At 41.2% G+C, this 22,055-nt stretch carries 10 protein-coding genes; 6 read left to right on the top strand and 4 right to left on the bottom strand.

Annotated features, from left to right (window positions below; all coding sequences use genetic code 11):
• Positions 1-4: 4 nt before the first annotated feature.
• From CW745_RS03235 to CW745_RS03225, 3 genes are all read left to right on the top strand, one after another.
• Positions 5-2,446: an EAL domain-containing protein gene (locus CW745_RS03235; protein ID WP_101107096.1), complete on the top strand. Its 2,442-nt coding sequence runs from the start codon at positions 5-7 to the stop codon at positions 2,444-2,446.
• Between the two features lie 325 nt (positions 2,447-2,771).
• A complete protein-coding gene (locus CW745_RS03230; RefSeq protein ID WP_101107095.1) occupies positions 2,772-4,631 on the top strand; it encodes an alkaline phosphatase D family protein in 1,860 nt (619 codons plus the stop codon).
• Between the two features lie 130 nt (positions 4,632-4,761).
• Positions 4,762-5,526 carry an EAL domain-containing protein gene (locus tag CW745_RS03225; protein WP_101107094.1) on the top strand — a complete coding sequence of 255 codons (765 nt, stop codon included), beginning with the start codon at positions 4,762-4,764 and terminating at the stop codon, positions 5,524-5,526.
• Positions 5,527-5,622: 96 nt separating this feature from the next.
• Here the strand turns inward: CW745_RS03225 and CW745_RS03220 are convergent, their stop codons facing one another.
• From CW745_RS03220 to CW745_RS16885, 3 genes are all read right to left on the bottom strand, one after another.
• Positions 5,623-6,171, bottom strand: a complete 549-nt coding sequence (locus CW745_RS03220; protein ID WP_101107093.1) for a phaC PHA synthase — start codon at positions 6,169-6,171, stop codon at positions 5,623-5,625.
• Positions 6,172-6,310: 139 nt separating this feature from the next.
• A complete protein-coding gene (gene purU, locus CW745_RS03215; RefSeq protein ID WP_101107912.1) occupies positions 6,311-7,147 on the bottom strand; it encodes a formyltetrahydrofolate deformylase in 837 nt (278 codons plus the stop codon).
• Between the two features lie 19 nt (positions 7,148-7,166).
• Positions 7,167-7,214, bottom strand: a complete 48-nt coding sequence (locus tag CW745_RS16885; RefSeq protein WP_238596725.1) for an SEC-C metal-binding domain-containing protein — start codon at positions 7,212-7,214, stop codon at positions 7,167-7,169.
• A 608-nt stretch (positions 7,215-7,822) separates the two neighbouring features.
• Between CW745_RS16885 and CW745_RS03205 the strand changes: the two genes are divergently transcribed.
• Genes CW745_RS03205 through CW745_RS03195 form a run of 3 tightly spaced genes read left to right on the top strand, consistent with a single transcriptional unit; the run spans position 7,823 to position 12,795 of the window.
• Positions 7,823-9,436 (top strand): ABC transporter transmembrane domain-containing protein, encoded by a 1,614-nt coding sequence (locus CW745_RS03205; RefSeq protein ID WP_101107092.1) that lies wholly within the window; start codon positions 7,823-7,825, stop codon positions 9,434-9,436.
• Positions 9,429-11,486, top strand: a complete 2,058-nt coding sequence (locus CW745_RS03200; protein ID WP_101107091.1) for an ATP-binding cassette domain-containing protein — start codon at positions 9,429-9,431, stop codon at positions 11,484-11,486. The genes CW745_RS03205 and CW745_RS03200 overlap by 8 nt, the downstream gene beginning before the upstream one ends.
• Positions 11,479-12,795, top strand: a complete 1,317-nt coding sequence (locus tag CW745_RS03195; protein ID WP_101107090.1) for an HlyD family type I secretion periplasmic adaptor subunit — start codon at positions 11,479-11,481, stop codon at positions 12,793-12,795. The genes CW745_RS03200 and CW745_RS03195 overlap by 8 nt, the downstream gene beginning before the upstream one ends.
• Positions 12,796-12,902: 107 nt before the next feature.
• On the opposite strand, the gene CW745_RS03190 is transcribed toward CW745_RS03195, so the two are convergent.
• A partial coding sequence (locus tag CW745_RS03190) for a VCBS domain-containing protein (RefSeq protein WP_153069735.1) occupies positions 12,903-22,055 on the bottom strand: 9,153 nt, incomplete at its 5' end.

Raw genomic sequence — 22,055 nt, 5'->3', positions numbered from 1 at the left:
CTTTATGCAATTAGCTAGTACATTTAAATCAGGCCAACAGTTTACTTGGCAGTTCAATTTATCGAACAAGATATTTAATTGTGATCCTTTGCTACCTCCCTTTTTAGGTTTTGAAGCGACTAAAAAAATATCATTAGGGCAATTTTTTAGTCGCTTTGAATCGCATCAAGCAAGCGTTATCAGTCAAGCCTTTAAAGAGGTTATTGCTTCTCAAACACGCTTTGATACTCAAACATTAATTAATAGCGCTGAGCATCGTTATATTGTAGATTTTTCAATTTTCTTAAATGAATCTAATCCTCATATTGTTGAAGGATCACTTTGTTATGTGCAACCTTTCCCAAGTATTGATTTGGAAAGTAAGTTTTTAAAAGAGGTTTTTTTACAAGCAGATAATGCACGTATGTTAGCAACCAGTGATCACCGTGTAGTTATGGCTAATAAAACTTTCTGTGCTGAAACGGGTTATAAAGAGCATGAGTTGGTAGGCCAAAGCACTCGAATCATCAAATCTGGTCAATATGAGCCAGAATTTTATGCAAAACTATGGGAGACCGTTGATACCACTAAGCATTGGCGCGGGGAGCTACTAGCAAAAAATAAGCAAGGGGAAGTATATGCGCGCGATATGCGCTTACAGCGTTTTGATATGGAAGATGGTTGTCATTTTTACTTTGCTAGTAGCGTCAAACTAGACATCCCTTCATCACAGTTAGATCTCCAAGCACCCGGAGATCACCCTTCAAATGTGCCTGATAAAGATAGTTATGTACAAGCATTACAAAAAGCTTTTAAAACGCTGAGTAGCGACCAGACTATTGTGGTTGCCACTTTTAAAATTAAATGGTTACAAAAAATAAGTGAGTTTACGGAAAGTTGGTTGATATTGCAGCGGTTTCAACTTTCAAAACAACAAGGTACATTGGGGGAAATTAGCAAAGGGATATATTCTATTTTCTGGGCTGAAGATAAAAACCCCGATAAAATAGACGGCTTATTACGAAATTTATTAAAAATATTTAGTGATGGTTTTGATGAAAGTGGCTTTGATCTTTTTTCGAGTGTGAATATTGGTGTTTCCATTCTCTCTGTTGATGCTAAAAAGCCTGCACAGTTGATCGCGCATAGTATGCAAACATTAATTGCAAACCCTGCTAAGGATTACTCATCAGTATATTATTTTGACCCTCGATTATCTAAACGTTTTGATCGCAACCAAGTACTGGCTAGCTTATTAAAAAATGCGCTAAAAGAAAAGAAAGTAGAGGTTTACTATCAGCCTATTGTTGCGATCCCATCGTTGCAAATTGAAGAATTTGAAGCTCTATTTCGAATCAATTTAGATACTGATTTAGATTACGATACGCAAGAGCTTATTGGCATTGCTGAAACCTATAATTGGATTGATGAAATTGATGCCATGGTGACTAAAGTAGCTTTGGCCTCTTTGCCTAAAATTCAACAACATTATCAGAATGATAACATTGCTATGGCGATTAATCGTTCGTTAGCTAACGACAGAGTCACTCATTGTTGCTTACAGGACACGATTGCTATTTTACTTGATTCTAAGGCAGATCTTAGCAAAGTAACGATAGAGTTAACTGAGTCAGCTGTTTTTGATAATTTTGATCAACAAAAGCAATGGGTTGAAGCACTTCAAAAACAGGGGGCTAAGGTTGCTATTGATGACTTTGGTACTGGTTACTCTTCCTTTGCTTACCTGCACAATTTATCGGTAGATTATATCAAGATTGATCGCTCATTTGTTACTGGTTTAACCTTAGAGAGTAATGAATATACAATGATTGAAATGCTCTGCAAACTTGCCCATAAAATGGGGGCAAAAGTAATTGCAGAGGGCGTTGAAACAGTTGACGACTTTAGGTTACTGTCTCGAGCAAAGGTCGATTTATTACAGGGATACCTATTTAGTCGTCCTATGAGCTTAGAGACGTTATTAGCGTCGCCAATCACACCCTATTCTGAAACGCTTGCAACGAGTGTTTATGAGATCTATCAACCGACACTGCGTGATATTTGTTGTAAAGAGTTTACGGTCGTTGAGTTTGATGAGCGCCTTTCAAGCATTAAAAAGCGTTTTGAAAATTGTGAGGATCAACATTTTATTATTCTCGATAATAAACAGTGTGCGGGAGTATTATGCCGTGAGGATTATCATGCGGCTGTCAGTCCTTATATTGGCACTAAAGGAGAACAAAAAAGAGATTTGCTTACCTTAAGTAAGCGTGCGCATCAAATTATGCGAAAAGATTTTTTCTGTTTACACATTGATGCCCCCATCGAAAAAGCGCTACATTTTTTTGCGCAGCACCCCTCAGATGTGATCATTATTAATAACTACAACAATACCTGCTTAGGCATTACAACAGCACAAGCTTTACTAACGTATCAACTATCAGAAAGTGAAAAAGCAGACCATTAAGCGATTTGATAGTATCAAGTAGGGTGACTGCTAATAACATACACACCATAGCGAATAACTTTTTAACCCCTAAGTTAACGACCTAGTGCTTAGTTTTAACTAATTTTTTGAGACATTCTATGCCAAAATGATAGGGTATATTATGTCATTGTCGATGTTTTATCCCGCTTTTTACCAATTGAATTAAGTCTGAGCTCTAAACTTTGCCCAGAAAAATGAGTCAATTCAGAGAAAGGCAGACGTAAATGGTGATTCCTTTTTTAAAGCTTCAACGAACAGATAAGCCATTTTAACCCGTTATTACCGTTAGGAGTTTTTTGCATTAATGAAACAGAGCTTACCTTTAATTCTAGCTGGACCAATAATAAGAAAAGTCAGTGCTAGCCAGATTAGTATATGGCTCACCACTTCAGAGCGCCTTGAAGGATATACGACTTTTAATTGTGGTCAGGATAAATATGACTTTGAAATCAATGATAATCAGGGCATTCAGTTAGGTAAACATGCATGGGTTTATTTATTACAATGCGAACAAACGTTTCCACTCAATAGTGTTATTTATTACGATATCTCGACGCAACATGGCACATTATCGCGTTTATTACCTGAGCTTCTTTACCCAGGAAATGACCAGTTTTCTTTGATTATTAAAGATCAGGCTGACTATATATTGCATGGCTCTTGTCGAAACCCGCACTATCCTAGTAAAGATAGTTTAGTGGTCGCCAATCAAAAATTGAAAAAAAGTGAGATTATAGATCGTCCAAGCATGTTGATGATGAGCGGTGATCAGATATACGCAGATGATGTTGCTGGGCCAATGCTGGTGGCAATTCAGCAGATTATTAAACAGTTAGGCTTATTTGAGGAACATTTGCCTGATGATAAACTCAGTCATTGTTCGGCACTTTATAACGATGCCTACAACTTGTATCATCGCGATAAAATTTTACCTCATTACACTGATACGACTAATTTCTTGTCACGGGTTAACCTGTATCGTTCACGCCCTATTTTTAGCGCGAGCGAACACCAAAATCACCTTATCACCTTTGCTGAGTTTTTTGTTATGTATCTGTTGGTTTGGTCGCCAACGCTTTGGGAGTGTGTGACACTCCCAGAGACAGTGCCTGATCTGAATAGCAAATGGCAACAGCGATGGCAAAAAGAGAAGCCGATTATTGAACAATTTGTTGAAGGGTTAGTAGAAGTGCAACAATTATTTGCACACCTTCCTACCTATATGATTTTTGATGATCATGATATCACCGATGATTGGAATTTAACCATAGGCTGGGAAAATGCTGTGAATGGTCACCCATTAGCTTCCCAGGTTATTGGTAATGGATTAATGAGTTACTTTTTGTGTCAAGGTTGGGGAAATAACCCCGAACAGTTTGATGATGAGTTTATAGGTCATTTCCGTGAACTATATAGTGACTATCAGCATCAACAGCATTGCGACTTGATGTGGCAACTACAACGCTTTGAACAATGGCATTATAGTATTGCTACAACACCCAAAGTGGTTGTCTTAGATACACGAACTCGTCGTTGGAGATCTGAGTCAAATACCAATAAACCTTCAGGGCTGATGGATTGGGAAGCGCTATTGGATTTACAACATGAATTAATTGAGCAAGAGGCGATTATCATTGTTTCTGCTGCTCCTGTTTTTGGTGTTAAGTTTATAGAAGCTTTACAAAAGGCAATGACGGTACTTGGCCAACCTTTAGTTATAGATGCTGAAAACTGGATGGCGCATGCAGGCTCAGCAAATACGCTATTAAATATTCTCACCCATCCTAAAACACCGCAAAATTTTGTTATTTTATCAGGTGACGTGCATTACTCCTTTGCTTATGACATTAAATTACGCCACAGTAAATCTAGTCCCGATATCTATCAAATTACCTGTAGTGGATTCAAAAATGAATTTCCGAATGCATTACTGCGAGTGTGTGACTTTTTGGATAGGATCCTTTACAGCCCTCATTCACCATTAAACTGGTTAACTAAGCGAAAAAATTTATTAATTTCTAAACGAGATCATAATGGTGTTAATCACAATAAATTGGTCAATAAAAGTGCGATAGGAGAGTTACGCCTTGATAGTGACGGTAAACCTGAGCAGGTTTCTATTTTAACTGCAGAAGGGGAAAATATTCACTTTATTCCTCGTTAGTAAATTTATCAATGCGTCGCGTTTTTCGATAGTTTTCAAAATATGTCGTGTAGCCCTTACTTGTTGGTTGCGTTAATTTACGGGACTAACTAACCTTATTTTACTAATACAAACCTTAGGCCTGATAATAATGGAACAGAGTGAGTTCGACTGTAGTAGAAAATTTTGTGACAACTGCAAGGATACTCAAACGCTAGACTTTGATTTCACAATGGCATTTCAGCCAATTGTTAACTGTAAAAGTAACAATATTTTTGGTTATGAAGCCTTAGTCAGAGGCCTAAATAATGAATCAGCATATTCAATTATTTCACAAGTAAATGATGAAAATCGTTATCTTTTTGATCAACTCTGTCGTGTCAAAGCGATTGCTTTAGCTGCAAAGCTAGAAATTAATGCAATGTTAAGTATCAACTTCTTACCCAATGCAATTTATAAACCTGAGCGTTGTATCAGAACAACACTTGATGCCGCTAAAAAACATCAATTCCCAGCATCAAGGATTATGTTTGAATTTACTGAGGTTGAAAAAATTGAAGACTGTGAGCATGTAAAGAATATTGTCGCGTGTTACCAATCGATGGGATTTAAAACGGCCATAGATGATTTTGGCTCTGGTTATTCTGGGCTTAATTTATTAGCTGATTTTCAAACAGATATTGTAAAGCTTGATATGGCATTAATTCGTAATATTGATGCAGATATTACAAGGCAATCAATTATTGGTCACTCTTTGAGGATTTTCGACGATTTAGACATAACGGCGTTAGCTGAGGGGATAGAAACCCATGAAGAGTATTTATGGTTAAAAAAAGCGGGCGTTGAATTAATGCAAGGATATTACTTTGCCAAACCTGGTTTTGAATGCTTACCGGCAGTAAATTTTAATGTTTAAGATGGTAATTAAATTGTTAAAATAAAAAGCCCCATTAATCAAATTAATGGGGCTTTTTTCAAGTGCAACTATCAGTATATTTCTCTTTTATTGAAATTACTTTGCAAAGTTAACAATTGGGAAACATTTAAAGAAACCATTGTCTGCACAGTTTAAAATACCGATCTGAACGCCACGTATCTCTTTAGTAACGTTAACAAAACCTAGTTGAACCGTTGATGAATCTGAAACACTAACCGCAGCCCAGTCAAAAACGGTGTTACCTTCTGAATAGTTTACAAAACCAAGGTTTGCGCCTTTAACATCGCCAGTGATATTAACTGTACCCAGGTTTAAACCTGTAGTTTGTCCTGGTATCCAGTTGAACAGACCTAATGATGCACCTGTCATATCTTGGTTTACTTTTGCAGCACCCCAAATACCTAAGTTAACACCTGTTGTCTTGTTTGTTTCTGACATTCCCAAGAGAGCAAAATCTACGCCTGTTAGCTCATCAACCTTGCCGTGTAATACCGTTAAGCGAGCGCCTTTAACTGATTCTGCAGCTGGTGCATTAAAATCGATTGTAGAAAACATAACCGGTGCTTCTTCTGCAAAAGCTGCTGTTGAAGCTAATAGAGTTGAAGCTATAAGTAATTTTTTCATTTTTAATTCCCATTTTGTGATGAATAACAAGTTATTTCAGGCAATACTAGCGCTATCCGGTATTGATTGCAAAGCAAGTGTAAGGTAATACGCTACATTTCCCTTATTTTTATACAAAATAAACTGAAAAATTACCGTATTACTTGAATACAACGGTACGGTTTGCATAAACAAAAACTTTATCATCAAGTACTTGTTGTAGTGCTCGGCTTAAGACTGAGCGCTCAACATCACGACCTGCTTTTGCTAAGTCAGCCGCGCTGTAAGCATGGTCAATATGTGCGACATCTTGAGTGATAATAGGTCCTTCATCGAGTGCGTTATTAACAAAATGCGCAGTCGCACCAATGATTTTTACACCGCGATCGAATGCTTGCTGATAAGGCTTAGCACCGATAAAAGCAGGTAAAAATGAGTGATGAATGTTAATAATTTTGTTTTCGTATTGCTCTACAAAATTAGGCGTCAATATACGAATATACTTAGCTAAAATAACATAATCAGGCGTGTAAGGAGCAATAGTATCTAACATTTTTTGTTCGTGTTCTTCGCGTGTTAAACCTTCATGGCTCACTGTATGATAAGGGATATTAAACTTGCTCACCAAATCTTCTAGTACGCTATGGTTACCAATAACTGCTGCAATTTCAACATCGATACCACCATAGGTACTCTTCATTAAAATATCACCAATACAGTGTGCTTCTTTTGTTACTAAGATTACAATTCGTTTTTTTCTTGCTGAAATAAGTGAACGATGTGAGCCCTTAGGTAAGCTGTAATCTAAGTCAGCAAGTAAGGTTTCATCATTAAAATAACCCTCTACTTCTGTGCGCATAAAAAAACGACCATATTGATGATCTACGAACTCGTTATTCTTGACGATGTTTAACTGATGCTTTTGACAAATATTAGTAATTTGTGCAATCAGACCTTTGCTATCTGGGCAATCGGTCAATAGTATTTTCTTTTCCATGTTTATCTCGGTTTTCTTGCTAATGATTAGCGCAACATTTTTTAAATTTTTTACCGCTACCGCGCAGGCAGGGGTCATTGCGTTGTATCTTACCTGATTTTTGTTCAGGATAAAAAGTCCGTTTGGTGCAAGAGCATGCGCTAAATCATCAACTGTGCAATAAAAGAAAACAGTAAAGGGAAGGTTTTCCAGTGCCTTGTTGTTTATGCTTTAATTATCAGTAGGTTAGGTTCCTTTTTTTTTCTGCTTAGCTTAATGTTATGACTTGTTTTTAACTGCTTAATTTACGTTTGATTATGAACTTATGGTTCATATCCTGTCTTCTCTGTGCACTCCCTGTGCATTTACGCAGGTAAGTAAGAGCAAGGTTATGTAAAACTGTGCAAGAACCGTCAATATAGCCAAGATACCAACAAACTAATTTTATGCGCTTCTCTTGTCTATTTACTGTCCTTTTACTTTATTAAATGGCGATAGTGTGTCGCGTTTCTTCATCTATTTAATCCATATATTAACTCCTTGAATTCATTATTAAGGAAGTTAATTATTTTGATTACTGCTCATAATATCTTTTTGCAGTGATGAGCTTTGTAACATTAAAATAAATACAATCAACTAGTTGCATATTCCGCTCATGTATACCAATCTATTTAGTTCAACGACAAAGGATTTTGTATGCAAGCATTAGAACTCAAAAAGTCATCGTTATTTATGAAAGTATTGATGCCTTCTTTACTGATCAATCTTCTCTCTCTAGCTGTACCGTTAACGGTTTTACAAATCTATGATCGTATCTTACCTAATCAAAGTTATGGTACGGCTAGCTTATTGATTGCGGGTGCTTTTATCGCCTTGTTAATGGAAGCGTTTTTACGCTTTGTGCGCGCTTGGTTATTAGCGGCTGCTGCGAGCAATACAGAGAAAATAACTTACTCTTCCCTATTACAAAAAATTAACCTTACCGCTAATGATCAACTGAACAATTTAGGTCGAGATGGGGTGTCTAAAAGTTTTAACGCTGTCGCCAGAGTCAAAGAGTGGTATTCAGGTGGGGTGTTGGTCGGGCTTATCGATCTCCCCTTTGCGATTATCTTTTTAGGCTTAGTTTATTATATTGGTGGCGTGTTGGTGCTTGTCCCGATCACTGTCTGGTTAATTACCTTGTTGATTGTATACATTGCGTCGATGCAAGCTAAGCAACTCAGTGAACAAAGCGCGGCTAATGAATTACAGAGCCGTACTTTTCTGAACGTTGCATTAAATACATTGCAAGGCATCAAACGTCAAGCGATTGAATCGCGCATTTTTCAACAGTTCAAATCCAGAAATGAACAACGATTTACCAGTAAAATTGCAGAAGAGCGTAAAAATGCATTGGCGCAGGAGTGCATCCAACTTGCGGCACTAGCGACCTCGGTTATCTTAGTGATAGTCGGTAGCTTGTGGGTCTTAAGCGGTGACCTGACCAGTGGTGGCCTAGCGGCTTGTTCAATTTTATCTGGACGTGCTGTTGCGCCTTTAAGTGCACTGATGGGGATCCGCATCAGGTTAAATAGTATGCATAGTGCGAAACAAGCTATTGAAGCACTTCATTCATTACCAACGCAGGCGAAAATAAACAATGTCATCGCACCGAATAGCCAAATTCAATTAAAAGAGATTTCATTAGCCAATGGTACGGAGCAATTCAGTTTAGAGCAGATGTGGCTAAATCCGGGAGATATTGTCTTATTAGAAAGTCAATATTCTGATTTAGAAAGCCACTTTTTAGCAAGTTTAGCTGGAGCTGGGGATAGCTTAAGTGGATCAATCTGCATTGATGATAATCCTGATAGCCTGAAAACATTATTTGCCAGTAGTGCTTTTTGCCCTGCAAACGCGCAATTAATTTCGGGGTCAATTCTGGATAACTTATGTGGTTTTGATGTTAATAATACCAATGCAGCAATCGATTTCAGTAAGCGGTTAGGGCTTCATAATATAATCACCCAATTATCTGAAGGCCTTGAAACTAAAATAGGACATAGCCATTCAGTTCCCTTTAGCATGGGCAGTATTAAGCGCGTTGCTTTAGTCGCACAGTTAGCAAGGCCATTACCACTTGTTTTGTTAGAACGTCCTGATGTTGCTTTAGATATTGAAAGTGTCAATCAACTAGCTGACACATTAAGTGAAGAGGCTAAGCAAGGCAGAATCATTGTAATGGTTACTTACCATCCACAGCTTATTGCGTTAGCGACAAAAAAACTTCGAATTAAGCAGTCAAATAAGGGGGAAGTGAATGAGTAATGTTAAACAAGTCACCTTAGAGGCACTGCAGCAATTAGAGCTGAATGCGAATATTCAGTATTTTGCAGAGCAATGGAGTGAAGAGAATGGACTGTCGAATTTAGACGACTTATTTGCGCTGTTTGACAGGCTTCAACTTGATTATGTTTTAGTACCAAATGTTAAGCATCAAGACATGAATCGCTATCATTGGGCTTTTTCCGTTCAGTCAGAAACAAACATACAATTACTAGAAAGCCGGCATGTGAAAGCAGACACGGCTGTCATGTTTTATGTATTAATTGAAAACGCGCCGAAAGAAAAAGCCAGCACAGATTGGGTAGGAGAGCGTCTACACGCATTTAGACCGATGCTACCGAAATTGTTACTGGTCAGTTTTATCAGTAACTTGTTTGCGCTGTGTATTCCATTTATTACCATGTCTATTTATGACCATGTGATTGGTGGCGATGCAGGACATGAGTTGCAAGGTATTGCTATTGGTGCCTTGTTATTATTTGTGATGATGGGGTTATTACGGATGTTGCGTAGTAAAGCATTTACCATGATTTCAAATCGACTCAGCCGAGAAATATCGCAAGCGGTTGTGCACAAAATTTTAAATAACAGTTACGCCGTTAATCAACAAAGCAGCACCACGAGTCAGTTATCACAAACACAATTGGGTGAGAGGATCGCTGCGGTGTTATCAGGTCCGCTTGGTAATGCGCTTTTTGATATTCCCTTTGTGCTGATTTTTATTATCGCCATTGCAGTGTTAGGTGGTTATCTGGTGATCGTGCCAATACTGGCGTTAGCCTTATACGCGTTTTTTGTCATGCGTTATTTGAAAGTAAGCTCAAAACGGGCACTGCAGTCAACCATTGCAGGCAGTAATCGTCAAAACATGTTGAACGAATTAACCAGTAAGCTGGGCTTTATTCGTCAATCCGGCATGTTAACCGCTTGGTTAATCCGTTTTGAGAAAGCTAATCACCTTGCCGCTAAATCGAGTTTTTCACAAACCACCATTCAAAGCCGTTACACCTCCCTCTATTATTTGATAAATATTGGTGCAACTCTTGCTGTGATGGGCTTAGGAATCGATCTTATCTTTGAGAATGTATTAACCGCTGGTGGTTTGATTGCTGCCATGATGCTGATATCTAAGGTAACAGGTCCTGCTCAAATGTTGGCGAATAGTGCAATGCGCTTACAGTCATTTAAACAATCATCAGCACAATTAAATCGCATTATGCAGCAACCTGCAGAGCGTGATTTTACTTATCAACATCACCCTTTAACAGATGTAGCGCCTAGCATGACGTTAGATCAAGTTACTCTGCGCTATGCAAAACAACCTAAACCTGCTTTAAGCGGTGTTAGTTTCTCTGTTGAACCCGGACAGGTAGTGGCTATCGTAGGTCCTTCAGGTTGCGGCAAAACAACGCTAATGGAGTTGATGGCTGGATTAGTAATGCCCCAAAATGGACTGGTACAAGTTAATGGTGTGAATTTGTCGCAATATGATCCGCAACTTTATCGACATTGGTGTTTTATGCGCGCCGCATTGCCAGAATTAATGGTGTTATCGATTCGAGACTGGTTAAGTGATGGTCGAGATATTTCGGATGCAAAAATGCGAGAAGCGATACGTCAGGTTGATGGTGAAAGATGGCTGAATAGCTTAGATCATGGATTAGACACCGAAATCGCAGCAGCTCAAGCTAATGGCATTCAACAATGGCAAATATCCAATAGTTCACAAATACTGGTTAATGCCAAATCCTTAGTACATGATTACCCGTTGTATTTATTAGATAATCCGGTGCCGGATAATCACCCGACGAATAAACGGATCTTCAATGAGTTTATTGAGCAAAAACGCGGAAAAGCCAGTGTTGTGTTTAGCTCTCATGATCCAGAACTCATTAAACTCGCAGATACTGTTGTGGTACTAGAGGCAGGCAGTGTTGTTTATGCAGGTCCGTTGCAACAAGCAGACGAACAAGCTCCTGAGCAAACACATCAAGATACTTTACAAGCACAACCCGAGGTAAATCATGGATAAATTAGCGTCACAACATGAATCTAAAATATATGCAGATATTGTTGAATCTGAAGTAACCCGTCGTACGTTATCATTAGCGACATGGGCGGTGGGGTGTTGTGTATTTGCTTTTGCAATTTGGTCTGTGTTTACCCAAGTGGATGAAATAGCTAAATCCAAAGGCGCGGTGATCCCCGAGGGAGAAAGACAAGTTATTCAGAGTGATATCGGTGGGAAATTAAAATCAATACTAGTGAAAGAAGGGCAGTTAGTCGAATTAAATCAGCCATTAGTTGAGTTTGATGCCACCTTTCAGCAAGCAGCATTAGAAGAATTAGACTCTCAACGCATTACCTTGGTCGCAAGTATTGAAAGAATGAATGCATTAATTGAAGGAAGAGAACCCAACTTTTCAGAATTTGAAACGAAGTATCCAGAAATAGCCCGCCAACAATTAGCACAGTTAAATGCGCAAAAAGCGCTGTATTTTCAAAGGCGCATTGTATTAGAAAAAAATAGTGCAGAAATAGCTGAACAACTAAACAGTATCGAAAAATCATTACCTGCCAATAAAAGACAATTATCAGCGACACAACAAGAGCTGAAAATTTTACAAAAAGGTCTAAAAGCCGGGAATACTTCGAAGCTGAGAGTCCTTGAAATGCAGCAGAAGTTAGCTTCTATCGAACAGCAGTATCAGGAAACGCTAGGAAAAAAAGCGGTATTGTTAAAGCAGGCAGAGAGTAATGAACAAAAAATTGAACAGTTATTAGCAGAAGCAAAAGTGGAAGTCAGTGATCAGCGCTCTGAAGCTGTATCTGACCTTTCTGCATTAAGATCACGAGTAAGTTCTGGTAAAGCTAAATTGAGTAATACAGTATTGGTTTCACCTGTACAAGGGTTGGTACAAAGCCTACCTAGTACCCGAATTGGGGCTGTTATTCCTCCGGGTGGCACCGTCGCTGAAATTGTGCCTATCGGCGGTAAAGCTGACTTTAAAGCACAGTTATCACCACGTGACATTGGTTTTGTGAGTGTGGGGCAATCGGCACGCGTAAAAGTTGATGCCTTTGATTACAGTCGTTTTGGCGCGTTAAAAGGCACCGTTAAAAGTATTTCACCAACGACATCGCAAGACCAAAAAGGTAACATTTTTTATGATGTAGTCATTTCAGTTGAGAAATCTTACTTTCATGATAACCCTGAGAAATTCTCTATTTTACCGGGTATGACCGGCGAAGTTGATATTACTACGGGTGAAAAGTCAGTATTTCAGTATTTATGGAAACCGATTTATACCAACGTGAGTGTCGCGTTTGGGGAGCGTTAGTTTGTTTTATAGTTAAAAGTTATAACTGAAATTTAAAAGAGAATAGAAATAAAAAGGAACACTAAATAGTGTTCCTTTTTTGGTTTTAGTGATTGGCATTTTATGCGTTAACTATTGGGATCAATGTCTGGTAAATCATCCTCTTGATGATGTTGCGTATCATCGTGATCCTGTTGGTTAGTATCATGTTCATGCCCTTGGTGTTCAAGCGCACCCGATAAATCTAGATGCGCCACATCATCATGTCCTAATACAATATGATCCGCTTCCGCCATCACAATATCCATATCAGCAGGTAGTTGATGTTCAGGTGCATCTGCTACAGGCGCTGCAGGTGTAATCCCCAATGCATCAAGATAAGCAGCTGCGCCAGTAACAGGGTGATCATTTACTGCTAGATGTTGGCTATCGGGGACAACGAGACCAACATCATCAAGGGTGACAGAGGGAGCTTCACTCGTATCAGCACTAAAGTCAGGTTCATCATGTAGTACTGGCGGAGGTGGGGCTGGTGACGTAACAGCAGTTAATGGATCATCAACCCCATTCACATTAATTGTTATTGTATGAGAAGCAGTATTATCTGGTGAGTGTATTGTAAAGGTTTCTGTTCCACCATGCGCAGAGCTTAATGAATTTGTAGTCGCCAAACTATTATCAAGATGATATACCCAGTCTCCATTGGCTGCTAATTCTAGATGTCCATAAGTTCCTGCAATGTGTGGATCTGGTGTGAACAGATCTTCACCATGATCGGCATCTTTTAAATTCAAGTGACCAGCTAATGTATCCTTTGTAGCATCTTCTGTAATTGCACTTACGCTTTTACTTGTCATGGTACCATTAATAGTCGCACCATCATTTTTACCCGTAACCGCAATAATAACTTGCTCGGTAGCGACCTCTTTACCATTTTGTAAACCATGAATGGTGAAATGCTCCTGCTCTACCTGACCTGCTTTTAGAGCATTAAGATCTTTATTGGAATAACTTCTAGCGCCATCATGATCAAGGTAATAAATCCATGTGCCACCTGTTGATATTTGCAAGTGACCATATGTACCCTGAATCATATTAGGGGTGCTATCTTGCCCTGTAGCTTGTTCATGCCAGATAATATGTTGACCATTATGATACGCATCTAACTGTCCATTCGCTGAATGTTGACCCGTTGCTCTATCATCTTCATTCACATTGGCGTGTGCAATGCCACTTGCATCAACATCAGTAACCGCGATATGAAAGTCATAAGTACCTGTTGCACCCTTAGCATCTGTTGCCGTGACCGTGATATCTAAGTCACCGTCTGCGCTATGTGGTGGAGTCCCCCAGATGCGCCCAGTTTTCTCATCAAAATGAAGCCAACTTGGCATACCTAAAGCTGTATCTTTACCTTGCCAACCTGGGTTGACGCTATCAGGGTTGACTGCTTCCTCAGTATGTTGCGAAACAGCTAAACTTAACGTAAAGCTATCTCCCTCTGCATCGGTAAATAAATTTGATGGGAGTGTCATGTCGATTGCATGACCTTCGCTATCGTCGGTATTCGCCACTGCGCCCGTCACTTCAGGAGCATCGTTTGTACCTCTTATACTAATGACAATATCTTGTGTGGTGCCATCACTGGCGGTCACCGTTATTTTATCCTGAACTGATTCACTCGCATTAAGTTTTTGAACTTTCGTTTGATCAATCTCATAAGTCCATTGATTATTGACCATTGAAAAATGTCCGTAACCATTGACTCCACTTTTATCATGAAAATCTGCAATTATCGGATTTTGCCCTGTATCAACATCCACAATATTAAGGGTGCCATGTGCAGATACAGTATCACCGATATCTCCCTCTTTGAGGTTGGCAGAAATATCACCTTTAAACTCAGCCTTGGTATCGCTACCTGTAAGGTTAACGGTCACCTGATGTGTCACACCATCGGAGGTATTAAATGTAAAGGTCTCGGTCGCTTTTTCGCCATCCGCTAGCGCAGTGGTTTTGTCACCACCAACAAACGACCAGTGCCCATTATGCATTGAAAAATTGCCATAACCGTTATCACCCAAACTATCGGTTACATCAATAAAGGTTGCTGGTACTGTGTCTGGGTCATTAATGAGTAAATCTCCCTCGACACGGTCTACTGCATTATAGGAAGCAGTGGCACTATTGGTATTACGGGTAAATGTCATATAGCCATTATGACCGTAATTGGGGTCTCCCATGTTCATGACCCATTGTGTTGTTTCGATTTTCATACCATGGGCTGCGCCTCCCGCTACACCTGCCCCCACTATTGCATACCAACGCCCTGCATTAGGGTCATTAGCTACGACCTCAGGGAAGTCAAAATGGCCATCAACATTCGCTAGCCATGCTCCTTTGGCGACGGTTAAGTCTGCATGGGTATTGGCGGCACTCCCTTCCGTCATTGACAATGTATCAGTACCACTAACCGTAGAAATATCATCGACCGGTATGATTTCGAAATTACCTATTTTAGGAAAGGAATCGGTATGTCCATCATTTACGGTAAAGCCAAATTGCACGCCGCCGTTATAATCTTGAGCAGGTACAAAGGTTAATTTACTGATATCAGCCGTCAACACATCCAAAGGAATAGTGATAGGGTGGCCGTCATACTCAAATTGCCCTTTAAAAGCATCTGGCAGTGCGGTAATCGTTATATGGTCAAGCTGGTCGCCGTGATCTTTATCGATAAAACCAAAATCTTTAGCGCTAAAGTGTTGTGTTGTATCTTCATCAATCGAGTGAATATGCTGAGCAAGTGACGAAACAACTGTTGGTCTGTCGTTGGTGCCAGTGATTGTAATGATTAAGTCTTTTTGATCCGTAGCGCCTGCGCCATCAGTTACCGTTACAGAAACGCTTACTTGTTCAGTTTTACCTAATGCTAAATGATCGTAACCCGCATCGGTGGCATCAAACTCATAACTACCATCTGCATTAAGTGTAAAGCCTGGAACATGCTGACCCGTCGTTGGCGTAATTGCCGTGTATGTAGCGCTATCACCAGTATCAACATCTGTTGTTGTGATTTGCCCTTTATGCGCAGTATGGCCACCTTCAATAGCAGTAACGGCTGAAGTAGCATCAATGACAGGTTTGTCGTTAGTACCATGAATCGTCGACGTTAATTGGTGTGTTGTACCATCCTTAGAATGAACGGTTAGGGTTTCGGTAAAGGTATCACCATCGCCGAGACTGTTAATATGGGGGTTATCGTTGTCAACTTTGTAGAGCCAACGGCCGTCAGCATGCAGAATGAACTGCCCTATCCCCTTATCACCTGCAACCCAGCTACCCGTTGCTGTGCTACCCGACCCCGATGGAGTGCCCGTAGGCGTAAACAGGGCTTCACCTGCGTCTGGATCCTGTACATTGAGCTGATTCTGGTTGGTTTCAATTATCCCCGACGACTGTACGTGAATATCTTCTGTGATACTCGCGCTATCGGTGCCTGAAATCACCGCTACATCTTGTGTATCGGTGATACTTCCGCTCATATCAATACTATGACTATGGCCGGCACTTGATGTTGCTGTAATGTGGGGGGTCACACTGCCTGAGAAGTCCTTCGGCAGCGTTATCTGCAGACCGTTCGCCTCACTTGGTGTAATTGTCCACGTTTTGGTATTCGCATCGTAGCTACCAGCGCTTAACGTTGCCCCTGCAGGCAAACCTGATACCGCAAAAGTGACTGCTGCATGAGCGTCTGTTGGGTCGATAGCGGTTAAGGTAAGGTCGTAGGGCCCCTTGTCTTCAACACCACTAATTGGTGGAGCAGATACAATGACATCACCCGCATGTGCTGGGTCTAGTATTACCGGTGCCGATGATGCGCTATGCGCACTGGTACCATCCTGATTTTGAGTGGTTGCTTCCACGGTAATAATCGCATTGTACGAAACACCAGATGGAATGTTAACTTCGAGTGAACCACGTGTCCAACCCAAAATATCTAAGCCATCTTTTTGGTCCGTCGCATCGATGGTGTGCGTATGTGTGCCATCAGTGACAACTGAGCCAATGGGTAGACCGTGTAGATGAACAGCTTGGAGCGCGTCGTCTTTATCGTGTGGCGTCACATCGGCATTGATGACTAAGTGGTGTGGGTCATTGGTAACATTGATTCCTGCCGTGTTTATCACGTGCGAATGGTCTGACCCAGAAGGAACTACGGTGCTGTGGAGCCCGGTATGGTCAACAATACCTGCCCCGTTCACCCCTAGATCGATCAACACATGTTTTGGATCTAGACCCTGCTCACCGAGTGGCCCTTGAGCTACCTGAGCCGCTGCAACTGCTTCTTTTACTACCGTTACGTGTTCGATCGTTGCGACGATGGGTGTAATGGGAGGTACGTTTCCGCCACCGTGATTCGAACCGTGACTCCAGACAATATGGCCATGCTCATATCCAGTAGCATAACGCCCATCTCCAAGTGATATAGGGCTTCGACCCGTTCCGATTAGTAGCTCGGTCGAGCCTGCTCGCTCGACAATAGACTTGGGCACATTCGCGTGGCCACCGCCGTAAGGGATCGAGATAGTTGACGCGTCAACAAAGCCATCTTCCGTTAGTGTCATGCCAGCTTTCGGTGCTGTTAAATAATGCTCACTCGAACCGCTGTCGCCTAGATAATGCGTTGGCATACTTTCAGAGTTTGAACCATCAGGGTAATCAACAGGCTTACCATTATCGAATATCGACATGGTGGGCGCTTTAATGCCTTGCCCATCATCTACAACCACCGTTAATCGGTGGTGTTTGCCATCGGTAATATCAATGTGGGTTTCAATAGGATCCATGCCCGAAATCCAAACGGTAACACTGTGGGGGTTTGTAAGGGTTACTCCGCCGTTCCCGAATTTCGAACCATCCGAATAATAATGCATTTGAGCATAATCCAATTTACCTGGACTACTAATATGCCCTCCGTACTGGGCGATCACATCACCATTGTGGTAACTCTCGCTCTTATCAAGCGTGATCCCCATCTCAAAGGTCAGCGTATCTCCGTAGTCTTTAGCTGTGTGGTCACCACCGCCATCAGGATTAAGTATCGCATCGATTGAAAGATGATGGGCAGAATCCGTCTGAAAGCCTTTTTGCGGTGCAACAGAAAGGTTTATCTCCGCAGCGTCGGTAACCGATGTCACCGCCACGGTCATGTGATTATCGACATCCGCGGTGCCATCGTTGACCTTGTAGCCTAAAGTGATGTCACCCTTGTAATTTTCTTCAGGGTGCAGCGTCCAAGTACCATCGTGATTATCAGTTACTGTGCCGTGGCCACCATTAACAGTTACGCTGTTGATATCCAGCGTGTCGCCATCTACGTCGGTCGCGCCAGCCAAAAGCTGCGATTTAGTCAGGACGATATCGGTGTCTTCTGTGGTGCTAGCGCTCGTCGCTACGACCTTTGTTGCATCGTTGGTTGCTGTTACATCAAGTGTCGCCGTGCCAGCAACTATTGAGTGCCCGTCAGTGGCTGTAAACGTAATAGCGATGTCTGTGCCATGATAGTTAGCGTCGGGGGTGAAGACAAAGCCATGCACAGCATCGCCCGATAGGGTGCCATGCTCAGCGGTTACAGAACCATCGACGATGGAAAGGGCATCACCATCTGCGTCTGTGGTGTTCGCCAATAAGTCAGCCGCGCTAAAATGTTTGGTGGTGTCTTCTGCCGTGCTACCCAAGTCAACGGCTCCGCTGACGACAGGTTTATCGTCCGTGCCGTTAACTGTGGCAGTTAATGTGACATCAGTGCCATCTTTGGTATGAACCGTGATTGTCTCGGTGAAGGTTTCCCCTTCTTTTAGACCCTGAATAGCCGTATTTTGGTTATCGACATGATATAACCAACGCCCATCTGCATGTACTATAAATTCGCCGACACTTTTATCGCCTGATATCCAGCTACCTGTTGCAGCACTCCCAGTTCCATTTAAATGCCCAGTGGGTACCATAAGGCTTTCTTGGTTATCTGGGTCCACAATATTTATATTGTGCTGGTTTGAACTGATTCGATGATTATAGGCAAATACGTTGTTATCTTCTGTTAGTTCACTTGCAGTGGTTGAACCACTAATCACTGGTTTGTCATTCGTACCCGTAATTATCAAAGTCGCTGTCTGCTTTACAGCTCCGCCATGACTATCACTAATATTATATGACAGTGTTACTGTTTCAGTTTCTCCGGCAGCTAAATGTTGAAATACTTGTATATTTGAATCAATAATTAACGTGTGACCATCTTTAGCCAATGTTAAAAAAGACGGCATAGTAGCCGTTTTTGTATTGGCCCCTATTTGATATTCGATATGGCCAACAGATAATGTATCGCCTGTATCAGCATCAGTAGCACCAGAAAGAAGATCTATTGCACCCATTCCTGAGTCTTCAGCTTTGCTGCCAGTTACTCCGGAAGTAACTGAAGGAGGGGCATTTACAAATAATGAAATAGCTTGCGTTGCTGATTGAGATTCACTTCCCGCTGAAGCTGTTGCTGTTGCATTAAAATGCAAATCCCCATGGAAGTTAGCGTTATGAAGGTTAAGTTCTAAACCATTAAGGTCTGATTTATGAAGAACCCACATTTTTGCAACCGCATCGTGTGTACCATGATTTAGTGTAGCTGCATCAGGTAAGCCGCTAATTTTTATTAACAGATCTTCAGTATCACCACCCGTATCTGTTGTAGCCACATTTAAATTTAACGCAATAGTGGTGCCTTGCTGTGCATCTGGTGCTGTCGCATTTAGAATTGGTTTATCTAGTGAGCCTTGAATAGTGATTGTGACATTTGTGGTAACTGAAGTACCATCTGTTGAAGTTGAGGTCACTGGAATGACTTCAGTTAATGTCTGATGTACACCAAGGTGATCAACGTCAGCATTATTATTATCAATGGTGAAATGATAATGGCCATTACTATCTATGGAGAAATGGCCATATTTAGTTGCGTGATCAGCTTGTACCGTGAAACTTGCAGTATCGCCTGTATCAACATCTGATGTTCTTAATTCACCATTGATTGTTGTTTGAGCTGCATCTTCTTTTATTTCTGCATTAAGTGCTGCAGGCGTAATATTTTGAACCGTATGGCCACTGACTTGTAAAATAGTTTCAGCAGAATGTTCACCTGCGCTATTTTCGACATGTATAGTATGTTTACCATCAGTTAAATTGCTTGCAGAAATTTCCCAATGGCCATTAGTATCGGCAATAACAGAGGCTATTTGATGATTACCCTCCATCACATTGATTGTTTCACCTGCAGTTGCAGTGCCACTATAAACAGTATTACCTACTTGTAGGTGTTGATATGAGTGATAGTAGAGGTAATCTACTTCACTGCCACCGCCTGTACAAACACGATTTACAATCGCAATTGTCTGATGGCCTGTGTTATCTTCAAATACAGCTATCCCGCCTGTCCATGCATTGCCATGGCCCGTTGCTCCGCCAGAGCCTGTGTTTACCGTATCTGGAACTCCATTTGTATGCCACCAATCATGGTTATCAATTCGGCTGAAGCCACCTGCGCCACTATGTGCTGTTGTTGTTGTTGCAGGGTTTGTTATCCAGTTATGATCTGATCCAGGTTTATATAGTCCGACTAATTTTACCCCTGATCCGACACCGACCTGATCAGTCCCCCAACGCGCCATATTTTCTGCATTACTTGGCGCAACATCAATGTTGGCGCCTGTTGGGTTTGAGATTACGTCAACATCTTGTAATTTTAAGGTGCTTGATGTGCCTACCGGTGCTGCGTGTGCTGACTCGATGATAGGTTTATCGTTGGTGCCTTGAATGGTGATATCTACAATTTGCGTCGAGCCATCACTGGCTTTAAATGTGTAGTGATCCTGTACCGCAGGTTGATCGGGATCTAGATGCTGAACTTTGCTCTCGTCTAGGGTATAGGTCCATTGGCCATTGCGCATTTGAATATGGCCGTATGTTGTCGCCGTTGATGCTACATCTATAAAGCTTGGATTATCACCAGTATCAACATCTGTAATTGATAACTGCCCTGTAGCAGTAACGGTATCGCCAATATCGCCTTCATTAACAACAGCTTGTCTATCACCAGAAATAACAGAAGCATCATCTGTATTGGCTATGTGCAAAGTATTCGTTGCTTCTACTGAATCAGTACGACCATCGCTAACGGTATATTTAAATTGTACATCACCATTGAAGTCTTTAGCCGGTACAAATTGTAGTTTGCTGATATCGGCAGTTGATATACTTTGACCCGCACTTACCTCTTGTCCATCAAGCACAAACTTACCTTGGGATACTGCTGGGATATCTGTGATTTTGATGGCATGTAATGTGTCGCCACTATCAACATCAGTAAAACCAAACTGACTAGCTTGCATTTGGTAGTGCGTGTCTTCAGTGCCGTTACTTAGCGCAACTTGGGTAACGGTTGGCGCATCATTGGTGCCTACAACGTCTATGTGCAACTCGTATGCCGTTCCATCATAACTATGAACACGGTAGATAACGGTTTCAGTTTGCCCTTGAGCAAGGTGTTGCAAATTGGCATTATTAACGCTGTACCCCCAATTGCCCATGCTATCAATACGTAACATGCCACCAAACGGATCGTGAACTGCTGATTCACCAAACTGGCTGTATTGGAATTTATTCTCCCCGCTATCTGGGTCCACAACTTGTAGTCTTCCATTCGCGAGCTCAGTTGTAACCCCTGCATTGTGGCTGCTGTGTGAACCATCTTCTGTGATATTTTCGCTGGTTACTTCTGTAATAATGGCTGCATCACGCACTGCACTCAGTGAGGTGCTTGCGCCAGTATGCGTAATCCCGCCGTGAGCATCTTGCACATCATAAGTGAAGTGAACTTGGCCGTTATAGTCTTTTTCTGGCGTGAAAGTGTATGTACCATCTTGGTTATCTAAAATCGAGCCATGATCTGGATGAAGGTTTGCTACTGTAAGCAGTCCAGAGTCATTTTTATCGACATCTATTGAATTTTGTAAAAGTTGTACCGCTGTAATGGTTTGTCTCGTATCTTCAGTTCCTGCGTTGAGCTGTACTTCTGAAGAGCAATAAGGCCTGTCGTTACTACCATTGATGGTTACCACGACATCATGCGTTGTACCGTCTTTGGAAGTCACTTTAATTGTGTCTGTTAACTGCTCTCCTTCGCCCAAAGATTGAATCGCTGTTTGAGAGTTATCGGCAGAGTAACTCCAGTTTCC

This window comes from Psychromonas sp. psych-6C06 (assembly GCF_002835465.1).
Taxonomy (GTDB): Bacteria; Pseudomonadota; Gammaproteobacteria; order Enterobacterales; family Psychromonadaceae; genus Psychromonas.
This window is presented reverse-complemented; position numbering and strand designations above follow the sequence as displayed.

Bases quoted from the DNA above. Each gene is read 5' to 3' on its own strand.
- CW745_RS03235 (WP_101107096.1), top strand. From the start codon at position 5: ATGCAATTAGCTAGTACATTTAAATCAGGCCAACAGTTTACTTGGCAG.
- CW745_RS03230 (WP_101107095.1), top strand. From the start codon at position 2,772: ATGAAACAGAGCTTACCTTTAATTCTAGCTGGACCAATAATAAGAAAA.
- CW745_RS03225 (WP_101107094.1), top strand. From the start codon at position 4,762: ATGGAACAGAGTGAGTTCGACTGTAGTAGAAAATTTTGTGACAACTGC.
- CW745_RS03220 (WP_101107093.1), bottom strand. From the start codon at position 6,171: ATGAAAAAATTACTTATAGCTTCAACTCTATTAGCTTCAACAGCAGCT.
- purU (WP_101107912.1), bottom strand. From the start codon at position 7,147: ATGGAAAAGAAAATACTATTGACCGATTGCCCAGATAGCAAAGGTCTG.
- CW745_RS03205 (WP_101107092.1), top strand. From the start codon at position 7,823: ATGCAAGCATTAGAACTCAAAAAGTCATCGTTATTTATGAAAGTATTG.
- CW745_RS03200 (WP_101107091.1), top strand. From the start codon at position 9,429: ATGAGTAATGTTAAACAAGTCACCTTAGAGGCACTGCAGCAATTAGAG.
- CW745_RS03195 (WP_101107090.1), top strand. From the start codon at position 11,479: ATGGATAAATTAGCGTCACAACATGAATCTAAAATATATGCAGATATT.